The sequence below is a fragment of the Paenibacillus cineris genome (genome assembly GCF_018333335.1).
Lineage (GTDB): Bacteria > Bacillota > Bacilli > Paenibacillales > Paenibacillaceae > Paenibacillus_AQ > Paenibacillus_AQ favisporus.
Genome location: NZ_BORU01000005.1, coordinates 70,955 through 92,002 on the forward strand (window position 1 = coordinate 70,955; position 21,048 = coordinate 92,002).

Annotated in this window: 17 protein-coding genes; 12 read left to right on the top strand and 5 right to left on the bottom strand. The window is 54.7% G+C overall.

Going from position 1 to position 21,048, the window contains the following annotated elements; all coding sequences use genetic code 11:
• Positions 1-40 precede the first annotated feature (40 nt).
• Positions 41-3,064 carry a glycoside hydrolase family 2 TIM barrel-domain containing protein gene (locus KI379_RS29650; RefSeq protein WP_212985822.1) on the top strand — a complete coding sequence of 1,008 codons (3,024 nt, stop codon included), beginning with the start codon at positions 41-43 and terminating at the stop codon, positions 3,062-3,064.
• Positions 3,065-3,126: 62 nt separating this feature from the next.
• Here the strand turns inward: KI379_RS29650 and KI379_RS29655 are convergent, their stop codons facing one another.
• A complete protein-coding gene (locus KI379_RS29655; RefSeq protein WP_076173548.1) occupies positions 3,127-3,465 on the bottom strand; it encodes a TFIIB-type zinc ribbon-containing protein in 339 nt (112 codons plus the stop codon).
• 180 nt (positions 3,466-3,645) lie between these two features.
• Between KI379_RS29655 and KI379_RS29660 the strand changes: the two genes are divergently transcribed.
• A complete protein-coding gene (locus tag KI379_RS29660; RefSeq protein ID WP_212985823.1) occupies positions 3,646-4,509 on the top strand; it encodes a VOC family protein in 864 nt (287 codons plus the stop codon).
• Between the two features lie 33 nt (positions 4,510-4,542).
• Here the strand turns inward: KI379_RS29660 and KI379_RS29665 are convergent, their stop codons facing one another.
• Both KI379_RS29665 and KI379_RS29670 read right to left on the bottom strand, forming a co-directional pair.
• Positions 4,543-5,127, bottom strand: coding sequence for a TetR/AcrR family transcriptional regulator (locus tag KI379_RS29665; RefSeq protein ID WP_212985824.1), 585 nt, complete (start codon positions 5,125-5,127; stop codon positions 4,543-4,545).
• A 121-nt stretch (positions 5,128-5,248) separates the two neighbouring features.
• Positions 5,249-6,148, bottom strand: coding sequence for a 3-hydroxyacyl-CoA dehydrogenase (locus KI379_RS29670; protein WP_076173551.1), 900 nt, complete (start codon positions 6,146-6,148; stop codon positions 5,249-5,251).
• Between the two features lie 391 nt (positions 6,149-6,539).
• On the opposite strand from KI379_RS29670, the gene araA reads away from it, so the two are divergent.
• From araA to KI379_RS29690, 4 genes are all read left to right on the top strand, one after another.
• Complete coding sequence (gene araA, locus KI379_RS29675; protein WP_105444970.1) at positions 6,540-8,030, top strand: L-arabinose isomerase; 1,491 nt, start codon at positions 6,540-6,542, stop codon at positions 8,028-8,030.
• A 125-nt stretch (positions 8,031-8,155) separates the two neighbouring features.
• The gene (locus tag KI379_RS29680; RefSeq protein WP_076173733.1) at positions 8,156-9,256 is read left to right on the top strand and encodes a GntR family transcriptional regulator; all 1,101 of its coding nucleotides are present in this window, start codon (positions 8,156-8,158) and stop codon (positions 9,254-9,256) included.
• A gap of 82 nt (positions 9,257-9,338) precedes the next feature.
• On the top strand, positions 9,339-10,034 hold the full coding sequence (araD, locus tag KI379_RS29685; protein ID WP_076173553.1) for an L-ribulose-5-phosphate 4-epimerase: 696 nt from the start codon (positions 9,339-9,341) through the stop codon (positions 10,032-10,034).
• A gap of 43 nt (positions 10,035-10,077) precedes the next feature.
• Complete coding sequence (locus tag KI379_RS29690; RefSeq protein ID WP_076173554.1) at positions 10,078-11,769, top strand: ribulokinase; 1,692 nt, start codon at positions 10,078-10,080, stop codon at positions 11,767-11,769.
• Positions 11,770-12,217: 448 nt separating this feature from the next.
• On the opposite strand, the gene greA is transcribed toward KI379_RS29690, so the two are convergent.
• Positions 12,218-12,691, bottom strand: coding sequence for a transcription elongation factor GreA (gene greA, locus KI379_RS29695; protein WP_076173555.1), 474 nt, complete (start codon positions 12,689-12,691; stop codon positions 12,218-12,220).
• A 103-nt stretch (positions 12,692-12,794) separates the two neighbouring features.
• The gene (locus KI379_RS29700; protein ID WP_076173556.1) at positions 12,795-13,712 is read right to left on the bottom strand and encodes an ArsR/SmtB family transcription factor; all 918 of its coding nucleotides are present in this window, start codon (positions 13,710-13,712) and stop codon (positions 12,795-12,797) included.
• Positions 13,713-14,014: 302 nt separating this feature from the next.
• On the opposite strand from KI379_RS29700, the gene arfA reads away from it, so the two are divergent.
• The 6 genes from arfA to KI379_RS29730 all read left to right on the top strand — a co-directional run bounded on the left by arfA (position 14,015) and on the right by KI379_RS29730 (position 21,029).
• Positions 14,015-15,610 (top strand): arabinosylfuranosidase ArfA, encoded by a 1,596-nt coding sequence (arfA, locus tag KI379_RS29705; protein WP_105444973.1) that lies wholly within the window; start codon positions 14,015-14,017, stop codon positions 15,608-15,610.
• A 392-nt stretch (positions 15,611-16,002) separates the two neighbouring features.
• Positions 16,003-17,217, top strand: a complete 1,215-nt coding sequence (locus KI379_RS29710; RefSeq protein WP_212986041.1) for an extracellular solute-binding protein — start codon at positions 16,003-16,005, stop codon at positions 17,215-17,217.
• A 180-nt stretch (positions 17,218-17,397) separates the two neighbouring features.
• Complete coding sequence (locus tag KI379_RS29715) at positions 17,398-18,273, top strand: carbohydrate ABC transporter permease (RefSeq protein WP_076173558.1); 876 nt, start codon at positions 17,398-17,400, stop codon at positions 18,271-18,273.
• Positions 18,274-18,324: 51 nt separating this feature from the next.
• The gene (locus tag KI379_RS29720; protein ID WP_212985825.1) at positions 18,325-19,170 is read left to right on the top strand and encodes a carbohydrate ABC transporter permease; all 846 of its coding nucleotides are present in this window, start codon (positions 18,325-18,327) and stop codon (positions 19,168-19,170) included.
• 53 nt (positions 19,171-19,223) lie between these two features.
• Complete coding sequence (locus tag KI379_RS29725; protein WP_212985826.1) at positions 19,224-20,708, top strand: alpha-N-arabinofuranosidase; 1,485 nt, start codon at positions 19,224-19,226, stop codon at positions 20,706-20,708.
• Between the two features lie 60 nt (positions 20,709-20,768).
• Entirely contained in the window at positions 20,769-21,029 is a 261-nt protein-coding gene (locus KI379_RS29730) for a DUF6171 family protein (RefSeq protein ID WP_076173561.1), read from the top strand.
• Positions 21,030-21,048 lie beyond the last annotated feature (19 nt).

The window sequence follows — 21,048 nt, forward strand, 5'->3', positions numbered from 1 at the left end:
TTTGGCGATACGTTAACCGTAAATTAAGGAGATGATCCGAATGATAAAGCTTGACCGGGTTTGGGAAGACACAAGCGTCCTTCATATTCACCGCGAAGAGCCGAGATCCTATTACATTCCTTATGGCGACGCCGCTTCAGCGCGTTCCGGCAAGCGCTCGAGATCCCCTTTGTTCCAAACCTTGAATGGGGCCTGGAAATTCAGGTACCACGAAAGTGTCCAGGACGTGACGGATCCGTTTTATGAAGACGCTTTCGATGCCTCATCATGGGATGAGATTGTCGTCCCGTCATGCTGGCAGACCGAAGGCTACGACCAGCTCCATTATACGAATGTCAATTATCCGATCCCGGTAGATCCGCCATATGTCCCGGATGCGAATCCGGCAGGGCTCTACGTCAGAGAGTTTACGGTGCGCGAAGACTGGACGGGCAAGCAGGTCTATACCATGTTCGAAGGGGTCAATTCCTGCTTCTACCTGTGGATCAACGGGCAGTTCGCCGGATACAGCCAAGGCAGCCGGATTCCGGCCGAGTTTAACGTTTCCGGACTGATCCGGCCTGGTACGAACCGCATCGCCGTCATGGTATTGAAATGGTGCGACGGCACTTATTTGGAAGACCAGGACCTCTGGCGCTTCTCCGGGATTTTCCGGGATGTATACCTTCTAGCCCGGGATGAGGCCCATGTCCGCGACGTATTTATCAAACAGGACATTTTGCCGGATCATTCCTCAGCGAAGCTGCTGTGTGAGCTGGAGACGACAGGCTCCCTGGATGCGCTGGTGCTGCTGCAGGACGCGGAAGGGACGACCGTCGCCAAAGGGGCGGTGCGGGCAGACGGGCGGAGTGTCATCACGCTGGACATCGAAAATCCGGTGCTGTGGAACGCGGAACAGCCATATCTGTATGAGCTGTTTGTGCAGGACGGAAGGGAAGTGCTCCGTTTTCCGGTCGGATTCCGCCGGATTGACATCATTGACAGCGTATTCCGGATCAACGGCCAAGCTGTCAAGCTGAAGGGTGTGAACCGTCACGACTCCCACCCAGATTTGGGACAGACGGTGCCGCTGAACCACATGATCCGGGACTTGAAGCTGATGAAGCGGCATAACGTCAATACGGTCCGGACCTCCCACTATCCGAACGATCCGCGGTTTTTGGAACTGTGCGACCAGATTGGCTTCTACGTGGTCGACGAGGCCGATCTGGAGTGCCACGGACTGGCCGTATCCGGCGATTTCCATCAGCTGACCCGCGATCCTGATTGGGAAAAGGCGTTTGTTGACCGGGCCATCCGGTTGGTGGAGCGCGACAAAAACCATCCTTGCGTCATCATCTGGTCCATGGGCAACGAATCGGGGTACGGCCGCAATCATATCGCCATGGCCGAATGGACCCGTAAGCGCGACGACAGCAGGCTGGTCCATTATGAAGGCGCCTCCCGGCGTTACCATGGCGACGCCGATACCGAGGCGCTCGACATCGAAAGTGAAATGTATCCGACGCTGGAATACGTCGAGAGCTACGGACAAAATCCGGATCACGCGAAGCCGCTGTTCCTGTGCGAATACAGCCATGCCATGGGCAACGGGCCCGGCGATCTGAAGGAGTACTGGGATTTGTTCTACGCGTACCCGAATTTGATGGGCGGCTGCGTGTGGGAATGGAACGATCACGGTATCCGCACCCAAGCGCCGGACGGGCGCGAATATTTCGGATACGGCGGGGACTTCGGAGACCATCCGAACGACGGCAACTTCTGTATCGACGGCCTCGTGTCGCCGGACCGGGTTCCGCATGCCGGACTGCTGGAGCTCAAGCAGGTCATTGCGCCCGTGCGAATGGAAGCCGAGGATTTGTCGCGCGGCACGCTGATCATTACGAATCTTTACGATTTTTCGGACCTGTCCCATCTGACCTTCGACTGGACGCTGGAGCGCTGCGGAGAAATCGTGGAGCAGGGAAGCCTCGGGACGATCCAGGCGGGTCCACAGGAGAGCGTGACGGTCATCATTCCGTTCCAAAAGGCTTTCCCCGACGGCCGCTGCTTCCTGACGCTGACCGCCTCGCTCTGCGAATCCACGGAATGGGCCGATCGTGGGGAGGAAATCGCGTTCGCCCAGTTTGAGATGGCGGCGGAGGATTCTGCAGTCCAGCCGGAGCAAGGGTGGCTGACGGCTCTGCGCGCACGTCCCGTGCACGTCACGGAGGACGGGGCGCAGCTGATCGTGACGGGGATGGATTTCCGCCACGTGTTCGACCGGAACCTGGGAACCTTCGTCCGCATCTCGAAGCAGGGGGTGGATATGCTCGCAGCGCCGCTATCCTTTAGTATCTGGCGGGCACCGACGGATAATGACCGCAACGTCCATCGTCAATGGAAAGGTGCGGGATTTCACCGGGCAGGCACGAAAGTATACCAGGTCCGGATCAGCGAGCCGCAAGACGATGCGATCGAGATGACCGTGGATTTTTCGCTCGGCGGCTACATGAAGCATCCTGTCCTTCATGGACAGGCCGTATGGCGGGTGGACGGTTCCGGAGAAATCGCGCTGGCCACGAGTGTCAAGCTTCGGGAGGGGCTGCCGTTTCTGCCCCGCTTCGGGCTGAAGGCCGTCATGCCGGCCGGCACCGAGGAGGTTGAGTATTTCGGTCTGGGTCCGCATGCGAGCTATGTCGACAAGCGCCAAAGCGTACGGGTCGGCAAATACCTTCTTCGCGTCGACGACATGTTCGAGCCGTACATTATGCCGCAGGAGAACGGCTCCCGGTACGGGACGGAGTGGGCGACGGTGACAAGCGAACGGGGCATGGGGCTTGCTTTCCACGGAAATACGCCGTTTTCGTTTAACGCCTCCCATTACTCACCGGAAGACCTGGAGGAAGCCGCCCACCTGCACCAGCTGGTCAAGCGGAAGGAGACGATCGTTCATCTTGACTACAAAATGAGCGGCGTCGGTTCCAACTCCTGCGGTCCAGAGCTGCTGGAGAAGTACCGGCTCGATGAGCGGGAATTCGAGTTTTTCATCCGGCTGCGTCCGGTTTTCAAAGAGGACGAATAAGAGGCAGAACATAACGAAACCCCCGGCTCCGCACGGAGCCAGGGGTTTTTGCATGGCGGGCGTTAATCGAACAAGTCCCCGAACACGTCAAGCACGCTTTTTTTCTTTTTCTTATGATGCGGGTAAGAGGAATGGCCATGCTTGTCATATTTGTCATAGGACTGCTGCTGCGGCGGATAGGGCTGGCCTGAAGGGTAGCTGTCCCTCGGCCTCTGGTTTCGGTCAGCATCTCCGTAATACCATTCATTATAGTCTCCGCGGACTTCACGCACGTCGGACATCAGCTTGTCCAGCTCTCCGCGGTCCAACCACACACCTTTGCATGTCGGGCAAATGTCGATCAGGATCCCGTCCTTTTCCACTTCCTTCATGCGGGAGTCTTCGCATATCGGACACTTCATCTCGATTCCTCCTTGTCATGCCATATTTCTAATGTATACGGATAGGGAGCCGGATGGTTTCTTCTAAATGTTCAACCGCTCTTCCGATCCTCGCTGCAAAGCTTCTGCTTGACAAGAACTCATTATAAAAATATACTTACTTACAAAAAGTAATTAAATAAAAGTTAGGGGAGTGCCGACATGCATCCTGAAATGAAGCTTGGACCGGTTAAAATCAAGATCAGCCGGATGGACCGTTCCATCACCTTTTATACAGAAATTATCGGACTGGAAGTGTTGAAAAGAGAGGGGAGTACGGCGGAGCTGGGACCCAGGGGATCCGCGAGCCCGATTCTGATCCTCGAGGAGCTGGAGGACGCTGTCATCGTGCCGGAGCGTTCGCATGCGGGACTGTACCATTTTGCGATCCTGCTGCCGAGCCGGGAACATCTCGGAACAGTCGTCCGCCATTTCATCCAGACCGACACGCCGTTTGGCCAAGGGGACCACGCGGTCAGCGAAGCGATCTATTTGAGCGATCCGGATCAGAACGGGATCGAGGTCTATGCAGACCGTCCAAGAGATACGTGGCGCAAGGAGCCGGACGGGAATTACGTTATGGTCACCGAAGCGGTGGACATTCGCGGCCTGCTGGAGCAGTCGGCCGGGCTGGAATGGCAGGGGCTGCCTGCGGGAACGGTGATCGGGCATGTTCACTTCCATGTCGGAAGCCTGCCCGAAGCGAAGCGTTTCTACTGCGATATACTGGGGTTTGACGTGGTCGGCGATTATGCGCGAATGCGCGCACTGTTCATCTCGGCCGGAGGTTACCATCACCATGTCGGCCTGAATATTTGGGCCGGCGCTGGAGCGCCGCCGGTACCGGCCAATGGCACCGGCATCGATTATATGACGATCGTGCTGCCGGGGGCGCGTGTGGTAGAGGAGCTCGTCCAGCGGGTCCGTGAAGCGGGAATGGCTGCGGAAAAGCAGGAAGAAGGCGCCTTTCTCGTCAGGGATCCGTGGAATATAGGGGTGCGGCTGACTTCGGCCGGTCGCGGCTGAGCATATTTTAAATAACCGCTTTTTAATAAAAAGTCATGGCCTGCCGATCAAACCGTATTTCATAAACCGGGTCATTTCGCCCCGGAACTCGGAAAGGTTCTGCAGCAGTGCGCCCTGATTCATTTGGTCATGCTGGAGAATGGAGCAAATGCCGACCGTCAGACCCAGCTCCAGGGTGAAAATTTCTTGGATCCCGTTCATGCTCCCTTCCTCGATCCGCCGCTTGATCTCCTTGATTTCGGCACTTTGCCGGTACAAGGATTGGTCAAAGTATTGGGAAAGCTCCGGGTAACGCGAAGACTCGGCAAAAAGAATGCTGTACTGCTCATGGTTGCGCTCGATCATCGTGATCCGTTTATTCACGTAACGGTCGATCAGCTCTTCGTTTGTGCTCTGGCTCAAATCTGTGTGCGCCGTAATTTCTTCATCGGGCTCGGCTGTAACAACGCACGCTTTGAGCAGCTCCATTTTACTGCTGAAATATTTATACATGGCCGCTTCGGAAATGCCGCAGGCTTTGGCGATTTCGCTCGTCTTCGTGGCGTCATAGCCCGTCGTAGAGAAAAGTGTCCTTGCCTGCTGGATGATCCGCTGCTTGGTCTGTTCGCCTTTGTTCATATCGATCTCCTTCAGTTTCGTGAAAAGGGTGTCCGTGTATTTAAAATTATAATAGAAGTGACAAAGAAGACCAGCATGTAAGCTGGTCTTTTTGTATGCCTTTTTAGATGATTATATCAGGTTAACTTTTTAAAAATCCAGGCTCTGCAAAGCTCGGATTCGGATATTTGTAGAAGCCCTCGCCGGCAGCGCGGCCAATCTTGCCTTTATCGAGGTATTCGGATTTCAGGAGATTCGCGATCTTTTCGAATTCCGGGTCGCCGGTCGCCTTGGCTTTGGCCAGGCCGATATTGTAGGCGGTGTTGATGCCCACCACGTCCAGAATGGCGAACGGCCCCATCGGAGCGCCGGTTGCCACCATCCATGTTTTGTCGATCGTTTCCGGGTCGGCCACTTCTTTGACCAGCAGCAGCTGGGCGGCTTCCAGCAGCGGGACCAGCAGGGAGTTCAGGATGTAGCCGGGCTGCTCCTTGTGCAGCGGCAGGGCCACCATGCCGATGGCCTTGGCAAATTCGATGACGTCGTTGAACACGGTTGTGTCCGTGCCGGGGTGCTTCATGATTTCGCCGGTGTTGTTTTTCCAGATTTCATTGGCAAAATGTAGCGCCAAAAACTTCTCCGGCCGCCCGGTTGCTTCGGCGAACTGGCTAGGCAGCAGGGTGGAAGAATTCGTGGCAAATACGGTCCGTTCCGGGGCAACCTTGCCCAGTTCCTGGTAAAAATCGGTTTTGATCTGCACCACTTCGGGAATCGCTTCGATCACCAGATCGGCCTGTGCAACCGCTTGGGCCAGGTCGCTGTTGAAGGAGAGCCGGCTAAAAGCCGCGGCAAGTTCTTCCTCCGAGGCGCCAAGATCGTGCCGATAATGGGGCATCAGATCGTGGATCCGGCTTTTGGCCCGGTCCAGTGCCTCATCGTTAATGTCGTATACGGTGACTTCAAAACCCTTGAAGGCGGTCTGAAAAGCAATTTGGCTGCCCAGCACGCCGCTGCCGGCAACCGTAATATGTTTGAAATTCATGATGCATTGCTCCTTTTTCTTAGATGTGGTTATTGTCGTCTTCGAGTTATCCATTCATGCGTAAAGCATATTGGAGAAGGCCCGCGTGGATTGCTGCCAGGACATCCTGCCGGCCGGCAAGAGCATATCCCAGCAGCAAATGGAATTTAAAAGTAAGTACTCACTAACTTATTTTCAAACCGATTATGCTCCTTTTTTCCTACCAAGTCAACAGCACAGATCAGGCAAAATTGTTCTTGCCTTTTTCACATGGCGGGGATACAATGTACCCATACAACTTGTACGTACATGTTCTGATAAATTGTGTATTACTATATATAAGTATGTACAAGTAAAAATATCAGTTTACGCACAGCAAGTGGACGAAACCGAAACCTGGGAGGCTATAATCATGAAATTGAAACCGCATTCATTTTGGTTTGTAACCGGCAGCCAGCACTTATACGGACCCGAAACGCTGGAACAGGTAGCCGATCATTCCCGGATCATCGCGGAGCAGCTCGGACAGGATACCGCTGCGATTCCGTATCCGGTCGTTTTTAAACCGATCGTGAAGACGTCCGACGAGATTTACCAGCTGATCGTTGAGGCGAACAGCGACGAATCCTGTGCCGGCATTATTACGTGGATGCATACGTTCTCTCCGGCGAAAATGTGGATCCGCGGCCTGACGCAGCTCCAGAAGCCGCTGCTTCACCTGCATACACAGTTTAACCGCGACATCCCATGGGAAACGATCGACATGGATTTTATGAACCTTAACCAGGCTGCCCATGGCGACCGCGAGTACGGCCATATCGGAGCCAGACTGGGCATCGCCCGCAAAGTGGTCGTCGGCCACTGGGAAGACGGAGACGTGCGCCGCAGTATTGGCGGGTGGATGCGTACGGCGGCAGCCTTCGCGGAGAGCCGCAGCCTGAAGGTAGCGCGCTTTGGCGACAACATGCGCGAAGTAGCCGTTACGGAAGGCGATAAGGTTGAAGCGCAAATTCAATTCGGCTGGTCGGTCAACGGCTACGGCGTCGGTGATTTGGTCCAGGTTCTGAACGAAGTGCAGGACAGCGAAGTAGAGACGCTCCTGAAAGAGTATGCAGAACAATACAGCATTACGCAGGCAGGCTTGTCCGCCGGTCCGGTGCGCGATGCGATCGCCTACCAGGCGCGGATCGAAATCGCCATGCGCCGCTTCCTGGAGGAAGGCGGATTCGGGGCCTTCACGACGACGTTCGAAGACCTTCACGGACTCCGGCAGCTTCCGGGTCTTGCCGTGCAGCGGCTGATGGAATCCGGATACGGCTTCGGCGGCGAAGGCGACTGGAAGACGGCTGCACTGACCCGCGTCCTAAAGGTTCTTGCAAATAACAAGAGCACGTCGTTCATGGAGGATTACACGTACCATTTCGAGCCGGGCAACCATATGATTCTCGGAGCGCACATGCTTGAGGTATGTCCGACGATCGCGGCCACGAAGCCGACGATTGAAGTGCATCCGCTCGGCATCGGCGGCAAAGAGGATCCGGCCCGCATCGTGTTTGACGGCCAGGACGGCCCGGCGGTCAACGCTTCCCTCGTCGACCTTGGACACCGCTTCCGCCTTCTGGTGAACGTCGTGGACGGCGTGAAGGTCGACAAGCCGATGCCGAAGCTTCCGGTAGCCCGCGTGCTGTGGAAGCCGCAGCCGTCGCTCCGCGAATCGGCCGAAGCCTGGATCCTGGCCGGCGGCGCGCATCACACGGTGCTGTCTTATGCCATGACGGCCGAGAACCTGACGGACTTCGCCGAAATGGCCGGCATCGAAGCCGTGGTCATCGATAAAGATACGTCCGTGCAGCGCCTGAAGAACGAGCTCCGCTGGAGCGAGGCAGCTTACCGCTTGAGATAACCGGACCGATGTCTGTGTTCACCCGGCCTTGTGTTACAATACTCAAAGAGAACGAAGCCTTCCGGGATGAATCGGAAGATCCAGCCCGCAAGGCCGAAATACAGAGCATGCCGCTGAGGTGAATGATGAATAACAGACGGATTCCCAAATATATTCTACTGAAGAACGAGCTGCTGTCCTGGTTTGAATCGGGCAAGCTGAAGCCCGGGCAGCAGGTTCCTTCTGAAAATGAAATTGCCGAACAGTTCGGCCTGAGCCGCCAGACGGTGCGCCAGACATACAGCGAGCTGGAGAAGGAAGGCTGGCTTGAACGGATCCAGGGCAAAGGCACCTTTGCCCGGTTTCCGGGACGCCGCGAGAGCGAGCTGGTCAAGACGATCGGCATTATGACGACTTATATATCGGATTACATCTTCCCGCATATCGTACGGGGTGCGGAAGCCGAGCTGCGGAGCAGAGGCTACCGGCTGCTGCTGTCCAGCACCGACAATAACAAGGACAAGGAAATGGAGAGCCTGAAGCTGATGACCAGCCAGCCGCTCAGCGGACTGATCATCGAACCGACGAAGAGCGCGGAGGGCAACCCGAACCTTGGCTATTATTTGGAGCTGCAGGAGAAGGGCATTCCTTACCTGATGATCAACGAGAAGTACCGGGAGCTCGAGTGCCCGCTGCTTCGGGTCGACGATGAGTTGGGCGGCTACAAGGCAGCCGACCATCTGCTGGCGAACGGGCATACCCGGATCGCCGGATTCTTCAAGCGGGACGACCTGCAGGGCGTCAACCGGTTGAAGGGCTTTCTGGCCGCCCACAAAGCGCGCGGCGTCGCCGTAGCTCCGAAGCGGGTCGTCACGTATACGACCGAGCAGAAGAACGACCTGCCGTTCCGGCAGGCGCTGCAGCTTCTGAGCGGAGCGGCGGAGGAACGCCCGACCGCATTCGTCTGTTACAACGATGAGCTGGCGGTCAGCCTGATGGGGGCCGCGCTGCAGCTCGGACTCCGAGTGCCGGAGGACGTGTCGTTCGTCGGCTTCGACGACTCGATGCTGGCCTCGGCTTCCGGAACGAAGCTGACGACGCTGACCCATCCCAAGACGGCCATGGGCCGGGATGCGGCCAGCCAGCTGATCGCGATGATTGAAGAGGGATTGGCTCCCGGAGATACCCTGTACGAACCCGAACTGGTGGAGCGGGACTCGGTTGTAAACCTGAACGTTAACGTGTAAAAAGGCAGATGAAAGTCCGGTTATGCGGACTTTCATCATACAACTTGTACGTACAACTATAGTGGGAGAGGAAGTGTCTGCAATGCTGGAAGCACTGAAACAGCAGGTGCTGGAAGCGAATTTGGACCTGCCCAAACACGGGCTCGTCACGTTTACCTGGGGAAATGTCAGCGGCATCGACCGCGAGAGCGGGCTGTTCGTCATCAAGCCGAGCGGGGTGCCTTACGAAGAATTGAAGGCGGAGGACATGGTCGTCGTTGACCTGGAAGGCCGGGTGGTTGAAGGGGATTTGCGCCCGTCGTCCGATACGCCGACGCATATGGTGCTGTACCGCTCCTTCCCGGAAATCGGCGGCGTGGTGCATACCCACTCCCCGTGGGGCACGAGCTGGGCCCAGGCCGGGCGGGCGCTGCCTGCTTGCGGGACGACGCATGCCGACTATTTCTACGGTGAGATTCCGGTCACCCGACCGATGACGAAGGTGGAGATTGAAGGCGCTTACGAGCTGGAGACCGGCAACGTCATCGTGGAACGTTTCCACGAGCTGGGATTGGATCCGCTTGAGGTGCCGGGGATTCTCGTGCATGCGCATGCCCCGTTCGTCTGGGGCAAGGATGCGCATAATGCGGTGCACAATGCGGTGGTGCTCGAGGAAGTGGCCAAGATAACGGCCCGGATGCTTCAGCTGAACCCGGAGACGCCGCCGATGGACCAAAGCCTGCTGGACCGCCACTTTTTGCGGAAGCATGGAGTTAACGCCTACTACGGGCAGAAGTGATATCGCACAGCACTTATAAATTTGAAATGCGGAGGAATCCAAAATGGGGAAAAAGTATACCATCGGAGTGGATTATGGGACCCAGTCCGGACGTGCTGTACTGGTGGATTTATCGAACGGCCATGAAATCGCCGACCATGTAACGCCGTATCCGCACCATGTCATTGACGAGCGTCTCCCTGGATCGGGCATCAAGCTGGAATATGATTGGGCGCTGCAGCATCCGGACGATTACCTGGAGGTGCTGAGAACTTCCGTGCCGGCCGTCGTTCGTGAATCGGGCGTCAATCCTGAGGATATCATCGGCATCGGCATCGATTTTACCGCCTGTACGATGCTGCCTGTCGACGAGGCCGGCGAGCCTCTGTGCTTCCAGGCCGAGCTGGCGGACCAGCCGCACAGCTGGGTGAAGCTGTGGAAGCACCACGCAGCGCAGCCGGAAGCCGACAAGATCAACCGGATCGCCGAGGAGCGCGGCGAAGCGTTTCTGGCCCGGTACGGCGGCAAAATTTCGTCCGAGTGGATGATCGCCAAAATTTGGCAAATCCTGGACGAGGCGCCGGACATCTATGAGAAGACGAACATGTTTCTGGAAGCGACGGACTGGGTCATCTCGCAGATGACGGGCAACATCGTCCGCAACAGCTGTACGGCGGGCTATAAGGCCATTTGGCATAAGCGTGACGGCTATCCGTCCAAGGAATACTTCAAAGCGCTCGATCCGCGCCTGGAGCATCTGACCGATACGAAGCTGCGCGGCGAGGTCATTCCGCTCGGAAGCAATGCCGGAGGACTGCAGCCGTCCATGGCGGAGATGATGGGCCTTAAGCCGGGCATTGCGGTGGCGGCAGGCAACGTGGACGCTCATGCGGCCGTGCCGGCGGTCGGCGTCGTGACGCCGGGCAAGCTCGTCATGGCCATGGGCACGTCGATCTGCCATATGGTGCTCGGCACGGAAGAAAAAGAAGTCGAAGGCATGTGCGGCGTCGTGGAGGACGGCATCATTCCGGGGCTTTTCGGATACGAAGCCGGGCAGTCAGCGGTCGGGGATATTTTTGAGTGGTACGTGGAAGAGTCCTTGCCTGCCTATGTGAAGGAAGCTGCGTCGAAGGAAGGGCTGAGTGTTCACCAATGGCTGGAAAGGGAAGCCTCCGCCTACAAACCGGGCCAATCGGGCCTGCTCGCCCTCGACTGGTGGAACGGCAACCGCTCCGTTCTGGTCGATACCGACCTGACGGGGATGATCCTTGGCATGACGCTGCTGACGAAGCCGCAGGAAGTATACCGTGCCCTGCTTGAAGCGACCGCCTTCGGCACCCGGAAAATCGTCGACGCGTTCCAGGAGAGCGGTGTCGATGTGGATGCGCTCTACGCCTGCGGCGGCCTGCCGCAGAAAAATCGCCTGCTGATGCAGATTTACGCCGACGTGACCAAACGCGAAATTTTCGTGGCGGATTCCAAGCAGACGCCGGCGCTCGGGGCTGCGATTTTCGCCGCGGTGGCTGCAGGCAAGGAAGCCGGCGGCTACGACGATGTCGTGACTGCGGCGCAGCAAATGGCGCGCGTTAAGGAGGAGACGTTCAAGCCGATTCCGGAGAACGTTGAAGTATACGAGAAGCTGTATCAGGAATACAACCTGCTGCACGATTACTTTGGCCGCGGCGAGAATGATGTGATGAAGCGGCTGAAGAAGATCAAGCTGTCCACGGAAGCGGAGCTGAAGCCCGTCCGGTAATAGGCTCCGAAACATAAACTTATACTTTCTTTCTGATCTCATAACAAAAACGCCTATCGACGTATCTTCACGGAAGGTAGACCGCATTTAGCGGAAGTTTTTCTTGCGAGATCCGGAAGCGGAGGCTCCGAAACCTATACTTTCTGATCTCTTAACAAAAACGCCTATCGACGTATCTTCACAGAAGGCAGACCGCATTTAGCGGAAGTTTTTCTTGCGAGATCCGGAAGCGGAGGCTCCGAAACCTATACTTTCTGATCTCTTAACAAAAACTCCTATCGACGTATCTTCACAGAAGGCAGACCGCATTTAGCGGAAGTTTTTCTTGCGAGATCCGGAAGCGGAGGCTCTGAAACCTATACTTTCTGATCTCATAACAAAGGACCGTCCTGTATTTAGGAACGGTCCTTGTTTAGACGTATGGCCTATTAGGTAACTGCAGCCGTCTTTAGGAAGAACGGATTTCCAGCACCTCGTATTTGATCAGCCCCATCGGCGCGTCGACGGTCACGACGTCCCCGACCGTTTTACCGATCAGCTCTTTGCCCAGCGGGCTTTCATACGAGATTTTGTTCTGGTAGACGTCGGCTTCCGCCGGACCAACCACGCGGTACTCGAGATCTTCTTTGAACTCGATATCGTGCAGCTTCACGAATGAGCCGACACTGACAGCGGATGAGTCTGCCTTATCGGCAATGCGGGCTTTGGTCAGCATTTTCTCCAGCTGCAAAATGCGGGTCTCCATAAAAGCTTGGTCATCTTTGGCGGAGTGATATTCGCTGTTCTCCTTCAAGTCGCCGTAGCTGATCGCCAGCTTGATGCGTGCGGCCAGCTCTTTGCGCTTGACGGTCTTCAATTCCTCAAGCTCAGCCTCCAGTTGGGCAAGGCCTTCGGGGGTCAAAATAATTTCGTCATTGGACATAGTTCACAACTCCTCTTCATTACATTTTACACGATATCCATATTTCATGCGAAACATTCGGCGTTAGCGCGTAAATTGAAGAGACGGCAAGATCAGTCGAGTATTAGTCTTCCTTAACATCATACAGGACGCGGGCGAGCAGATCCTGGCTGTAGTTGCCGAAATTTTTGCCATAGATGGTCAGGCCGCGCTTGTTGACCGACTGCTCGGTGACCGAGAGGCGGAAGGTAAGCTCGCTCTTGTAATCCAGCTGAATTTGGTCCAGCGTCACGTCGGAAATCCGGCAGCCGTCGATGAAACTGCCATCGTTGTTGATGCGGATCAGCTTCAGCATGCCGTATTGGTTCAGATGCGGCGGCCACCAATCCGGGTTAAACGTGCCGCGGGCATCCCCGAAATCCCCCGGGCTGGTCCAGGAACCGATTTCGATCCCGTTTAAGTGAAAATAAATGTCCGACGGGTAGTTATCGTTATATCCCGGTGCTTCCGAGCTGAGCTCCATGGAAAACTGGATTTCGCGGAACGTCTGGTTCGGCTTCAAATAATTCGGAATCCGGTATTCCAGAAACCCTTCCGCCAGCCAAATGATCTCGGCGTCGATCCGCTGCGGATCCGCAAAATAGCGCGGGTCGTCAAAGTCGCCGACGATGCTGTCCTTGGTGGCCAAACCGCAGGTAGGAACCGCCTGATAGTTGCTATAGTGGCCGACTTGAATTTCAACTTCATACAAGTTTTCGACGTCCCTGCTGCGCAGGTCGACCATCAGTTTGTCCTTATTCAAGTAACAGATCTTCTGAATGCCGTGTTTGCCGACGCTGGTATTGATCTCAATCAGACCGCTTTCCTCCAGCTTTTTGATGTGCATGGTAATCGCACCGTTGCTGAGGTTCAGCCGGGTGGCCAGGTCGTTCAGGTTCAGCGCCTGGTTTTTCGCGAGCAGTTCGAGAATTTGGATCCGGATTTCCGAGCTGAGGGCCTTGAAAATGTCGATCCCGCTCATCAGATTTTTAATATAGATCATGGAATTGAATACCTTCTTCCGATTGTAGAGGTGGTGTTCTTTTATTTTAAATAATTATAAACTAACTAAATCGTTAATGAAAGCATGCATTCCTTTTTTGTAGATATATACGAAATAGTCATAGCATATTCTACAAATCACAGAGGGGACTTTAGGTATTTTTAAAGTAAAACAAACTAGCATTCCCCTTGATTTTATAAGGTTTTTTAGAGTTTATACATAGCGCCGGACACAGAAATTTAATTTTGGTTTAAAAAAATATAAATAGATTTACATTTATTTATTTACAGCATACTTCATGTATGTTATTTTATACTTGTAAACGGATTCATTCAATTTATCTCAAATTATTTTATTATTTTCTAAAATGGAAGGTGATATCAGTGGCATCAGCAGCAAATAAGGCCAGGGTGGTCGTGGACAAGGCGTTTCGGATCGCCGAAGTGGATAAGCGCATCTACGGCTCGTTTATTGAGCATTTAGGCCGCGCCGTATACGGCGGCATATATGACCCGTCCCATCCCGAGACGGACAGCCTCGGTTTCCGGGAGGACGTAAAGCAGCTGGTTCAGGAACTGGGCGTGCCCATTATCCGTTATCCCGGGGGTAATTTTGTGTCCGGCTACAATTGGGAAGATGGCGTCGGTCCGCGCGAGTCGCGTCCAAGAAGACTGGAGCTGGCTTGGCGGACAATCGAGCCGAACGAAGTCGGGACGAACGAGTTCATGGCATGGGCCAAGGAGATCGGCTCCGAGGTCATGATGGCGGTCAACCTGGGAACACGGGGCGTGGATGCGGCAAGGAACCTGCTCGAGTACTGTAACCATCCTAGCGGAAGCTACTGGAGCGATCTGCGGCGCAGCCACGGCTATGATCAGCCCCATAAGGTCAAGACCTGGTGCCTCGGCAACGAAATGGACGGACCTTGGCAGATTGGCCAGAAGACGCCGCAGGAGTACGGACGCCTGGCTTATGAGACCGGCAAGGCCATGAAGCTGGTGGACCCCGATATCGAGCTGGTATCATGCGGCAGCTCCAGCACGGGAATGCCGACATTCCCGGAATGGGAAGCCATTACACTGGATCATACATATGACGTAGCCGACTTCGTATCCCTGCACCAGTACTACGGCAACCGGGACGGCGATTCGGCAAACTTCCTGGCGCGGACGATGGACATGGACCATTTTATCCGCACCGTCATTTCCACCTGCGACTACGTGAAGGCGAAGAAGCGGAGCAAGAAGACGATGTACCTGAGCTTCGACGAGTGGAACGTCTGGTACCATTCAAACGATGCCGATACGAAGATCGATCCCTGGACCGTCGGTCCGCCGCAGCTGGAGGATGTTTACAACTTTGAAGATGCGCTGCTGGTCGGCGGGATGCTCATCACCTTCCTGAAGCATGCCGACCGGGTGAAGATGGCCTGCCTTGCGCAGCTGGTCAACGTGATCGCGCCGATCATGACCGAGACCGGAGGGCGCTCCTGGAAGCAGACGATTTTCTATCCATACCTGCACGCTTCACGTTACGGACGCGGGGTATCCCTGCAACCGATCGTGGATTCGCCGAAATATGACGCCCAGGATTACACCGATGTGCCTTATTTGGAGACGGCGGTCGTATATAACGAAGAGGAAGAAGAGCTGACCATCTTTGCGCTGAATCGCCATTTGGAGGAGGCGCTTGACGTGGAATGCGACGTCAGAGGCTTTGAAGGCTACCAGATTGCTGAGCATATCGTTCTGGAGAACGACGATTTGAAAGCGGTCAATACCGCGGCCGAAGAGAACGTTAAACCGCATTCGCGAGGCAGTGCGGCATTGAAGGACGGGTTTGTGAGCACCCGCCTGTCCAAGGCATCCTGGAACGTGATCCGGCTGAAAAAGGCTTAATTAGGGCAGGTCCTTGCTGCCTGACTGGCAGGCGAGTTCCGGCATACCAGCTTCATAATCCATTGGCATGGACGTAACCCATAACATCATAGACTCGCATGACTGCATCTGCCGATTCCTCTTTGACGTTTGGCAAAGGAAAGATCGTGCCAAGAGGAACGGCAGATGTTTTTGTGGGACGAAACGCCCCGCAGGAGCGATGACGGCATCTATCCAACATGGCCTTGATGTACATCAACATGTACGTACAAGTGAAAAGGACTCGTGTGAAATTGCAAGCTTTCAAGTTTTTCAAATCAAAAGAAGTACGCTGAACAATAAAAAAATACGAGATATAGTATTCCATTTAGGGGGCGGAAGTTTTGAAGAAGAGCTTTGTTATTTCATTATTGATGATATTTGCGGCAAGCATGCTGTTGTCGGCATGCGGAAGTAGCAGCGAGAAGACGATTACGTTCTGGACGCCGCTGACGGGCGACGACGGAGCATATATGGATGAGATCGTTAAAGAATACAACGCGACGAATCCCGACATCAAAGTGAAGCACGTCATCACTTCCGATATGTACACCAAGCTTTCGACCGTGCTGAACTCGGGCAAAGGCGTTCCGGACCTGGCCATTATCCATGCCGACCGCGTTCCCGGCTTCGCGAAGCAGGGCGTGCTGGAACCGATCGAAAGCGCGATCAAGGGGCAGCCGGAAATCAAGGAAGCGAATTACCTGCCGCAAGCCTGGTCCACAGGCAGCATCGACGGCACCCAATATACGGTTCCGCTCGACATTCACAGCAACGTCATGTACTACAACAAAGATTTGCTGAAGAAGTATAACGCGGAATCCATTCTCGACGACAATGTCGTCACCATCGACGAAATGCTGTCCCTGAAAGGCAAACTGGCTTCGGACGAATATGTCGTCAACGATGCGCTGTTGGGCTGGGTCATTCTGGCACAGGTTCAGGACCTGGGCGGAGACATCCAGGACAACGGCAAGCCGGCCGTCAATACGCCGGTGATGAAGCAGGCTTTTGAAAATGTGAAAAAGATCGCCGACGCCGGCCTTATGACACCGTTCGGCGAAGACGGATACTTGATGTTCCAGTCCGGCAAAGTGCTGTTCTCGACAGACGGAACTTGGAGCTCGACGGCCCACGCCAAGGTTGACGGTCTGAATTTCGGCGTAACCAACGTGTACTCGCCGACGGCGGACAAGTTCACGAACCGCGCTTCCTCCCACTTGTTCACGATGTTTAAGAACGACAAGCGCTCGGACGAGAAAGAAGCGGGCATCGGCGCCTTCCTGGAATTCGTGCGCGAGCATTCCCTGGAATGGGCGAAAGCCGGACAAATCGTCGCAAGTAAGCAGGTGAACGAAAGTCCGGAGTACAAGCAGTTCATGCAGTCCTTCTTCACCTCGAATGAGCAGGAGACCAAATCGCTGTACATCTACACTTACGAATACTATCCGTACGTAGCCGAAGCCGTGGATACGTACTGTGCCGATATCGTCCGGGGCAATGTGGACTTAGACGAAACGCTGCAGACGATGCAGAAGTTCGTCGAGGATAAGATCGCAGAGAGCAGCAGTAAACAGGCGACCAAGTAGGCCTTTTGCTAAGCAGATAGAATGAGCTAAAGAAATGAATGTTATAGGCCGTATGAGGGCCGTTTTAACAGGAGGTTCCATGCACTAACTTTAGTTCAATCTATATAGAACGAAGGAAATAGTGTGCCGGACCGAAAGTGTCTGGCGCATTATTTCTCCAAAAGGAGAAATTACAAGGCTATGAATAAGAAATTATTTGCACCGTTTTTCTTTGTCGGCCCTCATCTGATTCTGTTTCTGATCTTTATTCTGATCCCGACGATTTACGGAATCTATGCTTCGTTTACGCAGTGGAACCTGATGAACGATCCGGTATGGATCGGCCTGGCCAACTATAAAACGATTTTGTTCGACAGCAGCTCGACCTTCCACACCCAATTTTTCAACGGCCTGAAAAATACACTGCTGTTCGTCGTGATCAGCGTTCCGCTGCTCATCGTCATTCCTTTGCTGGTCGCCGTCGCGCTCGAGCACAAGCAGGTCAAGCTGAAAGGTGTCATTCAGTCGATCATCTATATTCCCGGCTTGATTTCCATTTCCGCGGCTGCTCTGATCTGGCTGCTTATTTTCAATAAACAGCTGGGCATTACCGGCAACGTATTCCACTCGCAGGTGGCCTGGGCGGCGACGCAGCCTTATGCGTGGATCATTATTTTCGTCATCACGGTATGGGGCGGTGTTGGCGGCAACATGATCATTTACCGCGCGTCCATTGCCGGCGTCTCCAAGGAATTGTACGAGGCGGCGGAAATCGACGGAGCCGGATCCGTGCGCAGATTTTTCAGCATTACCCTGCCATCCATCAATTTCCCGCTGATCTATACGTTCGTCATGACGACGGCAGGCGCGTTCAACGTGTTCGGCCAGCCGTTAATGATGACCGATGGGGGACCGAGACAGAGCACACACGTCCTGATGATGTACATCCGCCAGCTGGCCTTCGGCCAAGGGGAATCGATTGCCGGCATGGCGTCGGCGATGGCCGTACTGCTCGGTTTGGTCATTCTGGTCATTTCGGCGCTGCAGTACTATGTCATGAATCGAAATACGAGGTAGGCCGCTTAGGCAGAGGCTGGATTTAGGATACGAGAGGTAGGGTTAATCACAATGTCCAAAAAAGTAAGTATCTCCAAATATATCGCTTACCTGTTCTTGATCGTGCTTTGCGTCATTTGGGTGATTCCGGTCGTGTTCGGAATTACGACTTCCTTCCGTTCGCAGACCGAGGTCGTGTCCTCGGGCTTTCGGCTGTTTCCGAAGGAATGGATATTTGAGAATTACGTCGCCATTCTGGAGAATACGTCCACGGCACCGATTTTGCGCTGGCTGTTCAATTCCGTCTTTATCGCGGTATCGCACACCCTGCTCGTCATCGTCATTATTTCGCTTACGGGTTACGGGTATTCCCGCATGAACTTCAAAGGAAGAGACACGCTGTTTTTCACGCTGCTGGGCATTTCGTTTTTTCCGGGCGTCGTCAACATCATCCCTTCCTATAAAATCATCGACGCCTTCGGCTGGGTGAACACCTCTTGGGCCATGATCATCCCCGGTCTCGCAGGTATGGGCAACATTTTTCTGGTCCGGCAGTTTATGAAAGGTATTCCGGGCGAGCTGGACGAATCGGCGCGTGTGGACGGCGCAGGGGATTTCCGTATTTATTTTTCGATGATCCTGCCGCTCATCAAGCCGGTGCTGATCGTGTGCGGCCTGTTTTCCTTCGTCGGATCGTGGAACGACTTCCTGTGGCCGGTTATCGTATATACGGACGTGGATAAAATGCCGATTACAGCGGGCTTGCTGCTGCTTCAGGATATTTACGGCAACTACCGCATGATCGGGCAGCTGATGGGCTCGGCGATGCTGGCGATCATTCCGACGCTGCTTCTGTTCGCGTTCGCCCAGAAATATTTTATTCAGTCGATCAATTTGAACTCTGGCATTAAAGGATAATAGCTAGTTTTTATCAAAATAAAAGACTTAGCATCTCGTGGGAGGATTCAGTTATGCATAACGTGATCGTCAATACGGATATTTCCAAAGGAAAAATCAATAAAAATATATACGGCCATTTTGCGGAGCATCTGGGCCGCTGCATTTACGAAGGGATTTGGGTCGGCGAGGATTCGCCGATTCCGAATACGAAGGGAATCCGCAACGACGTGCTGGCGGCCCTCAAGAACATCAAGGTGCCGGTTCTGCGCTGGCCGGGCGGCTGCTTTGCCGACGAGTACCACTGGAAGGACGGCGTCGGCCCAAGGGAAGGCCGTAAACGGATGGTCAACACGCACTGGGGCGGAGTCGTCGAAAACAACCATTTCGGCACCCATGAATTTTTGCTGCTCTGCGAGCTGCTGGAATGCGAGCCGTACATTTGCGGCAACGTCGGCAGCGGCACAGTTCAGGAGATGTCCGAGTGGGTGGAGTACATGACGTTTGACGGCGAATCGCCGATGGCCAACTGGCGCAAGGAGAACGGCAGAGAGCAGCCGTGGAAGCTGAAGTATTTTGGCGTCGGCAACGAAAACTGGGGCTGCGGAGGCAACATGCGTCCCGAATACTACGCTGATCTGTACCGCCGCTTCCAGACGTACGTGCGTAATTACGGCGACAATAAGATTTACAAAATCGCCGGCGGCGCCAATGTGGACGATTATAACTGGACGGAGGTGCTGATGAAAAACGCCGGCTGGCTGATGGACGGTCTGAGCCTGCACTACTATACGATTCCGGGTGACTTCTGGCTGGGCAAAGGCTCGGCGCTCGATTTTGAAGAAGGCGAATGGTTTATCACCATGAAGAAGGCGCTGCATATGGACGAACTGATCACGAAGCACAGCACGATCATGGACAAATACGATCCGGAGAAGCGCGTCGGCATGATCATCGACGAGTGGGGCACCTGGTTTGACGTGGAGCCGGGCACAAATCCGGGATTTTTGTACCAGCAGAACTCGATCCGCGACGCGCTGGTGGCCGGTGTGCACTTTAACATTTTCCACAACCATGCGGACCGTGTCCAGATGACGAACATCGCCCAGACGGTGAACGTCCTCCAGGCAATGATTTTGACCGAAGGCGAGAAGATGATCCTGACGCCGACGTATCATGTGTTCGATATGTTCAAGGTCCATCAGGATGCCGAGGTGCTGGCCGTCGAGTCTGCGGTCGGAAGCTATGAAATGGGTGGAGAGGCACTGCCGCAGGTGACTGTGTCAGCTTCCAGGGATGCCGAAGGCAAGGTGCATGTCAGCCTGGTTAATATCGACCATGCCGGCGAAGCCGAAATCAGCCTGGACCTTCGCGGCTTTGCTGCCGAAAGCGTGCAGGCTTCCGGCACGATTCTGACGGCCGACCGGATGAACGCGCACAATACGTTCGAGCAGCCGGACGCCGTGGCACCAAAATCGTTTGACGGCGCCAATGTTGAGGGCGGTCGTTTGAGCGTGAAGCTGCCGCCGATGTCCGTCGTTACGCTGGCCATTCATTAATCGAAGGTTGGCTGCGTGCAGTGCCATTACATTTACAGCAAATAGGGAGGGTGAATTGTCATGGATCGTCAGGAAGGCTGCAAAGGGTGCAGCGAGAGCGTCCAGGTATCGCCGGAAAAACTGCAGCGGCTCGTAGAGATCGCGACCCGCGGCAGGGAGACGGCATCCGAAGAGGTATACCGCCGGCGGATCGGGCAGTGCGAACAGTGTCCGGGGCTTCAATACGGAACGACCTGCCAATACTGCGGCTGTCTCGTTGAGGTGAAGACCCGGCTGTTGGAATCCGCCTGTCCTTATCCTTTTGCCCCGAAATGGAACTGATTTTGGCATGAAGACCTAG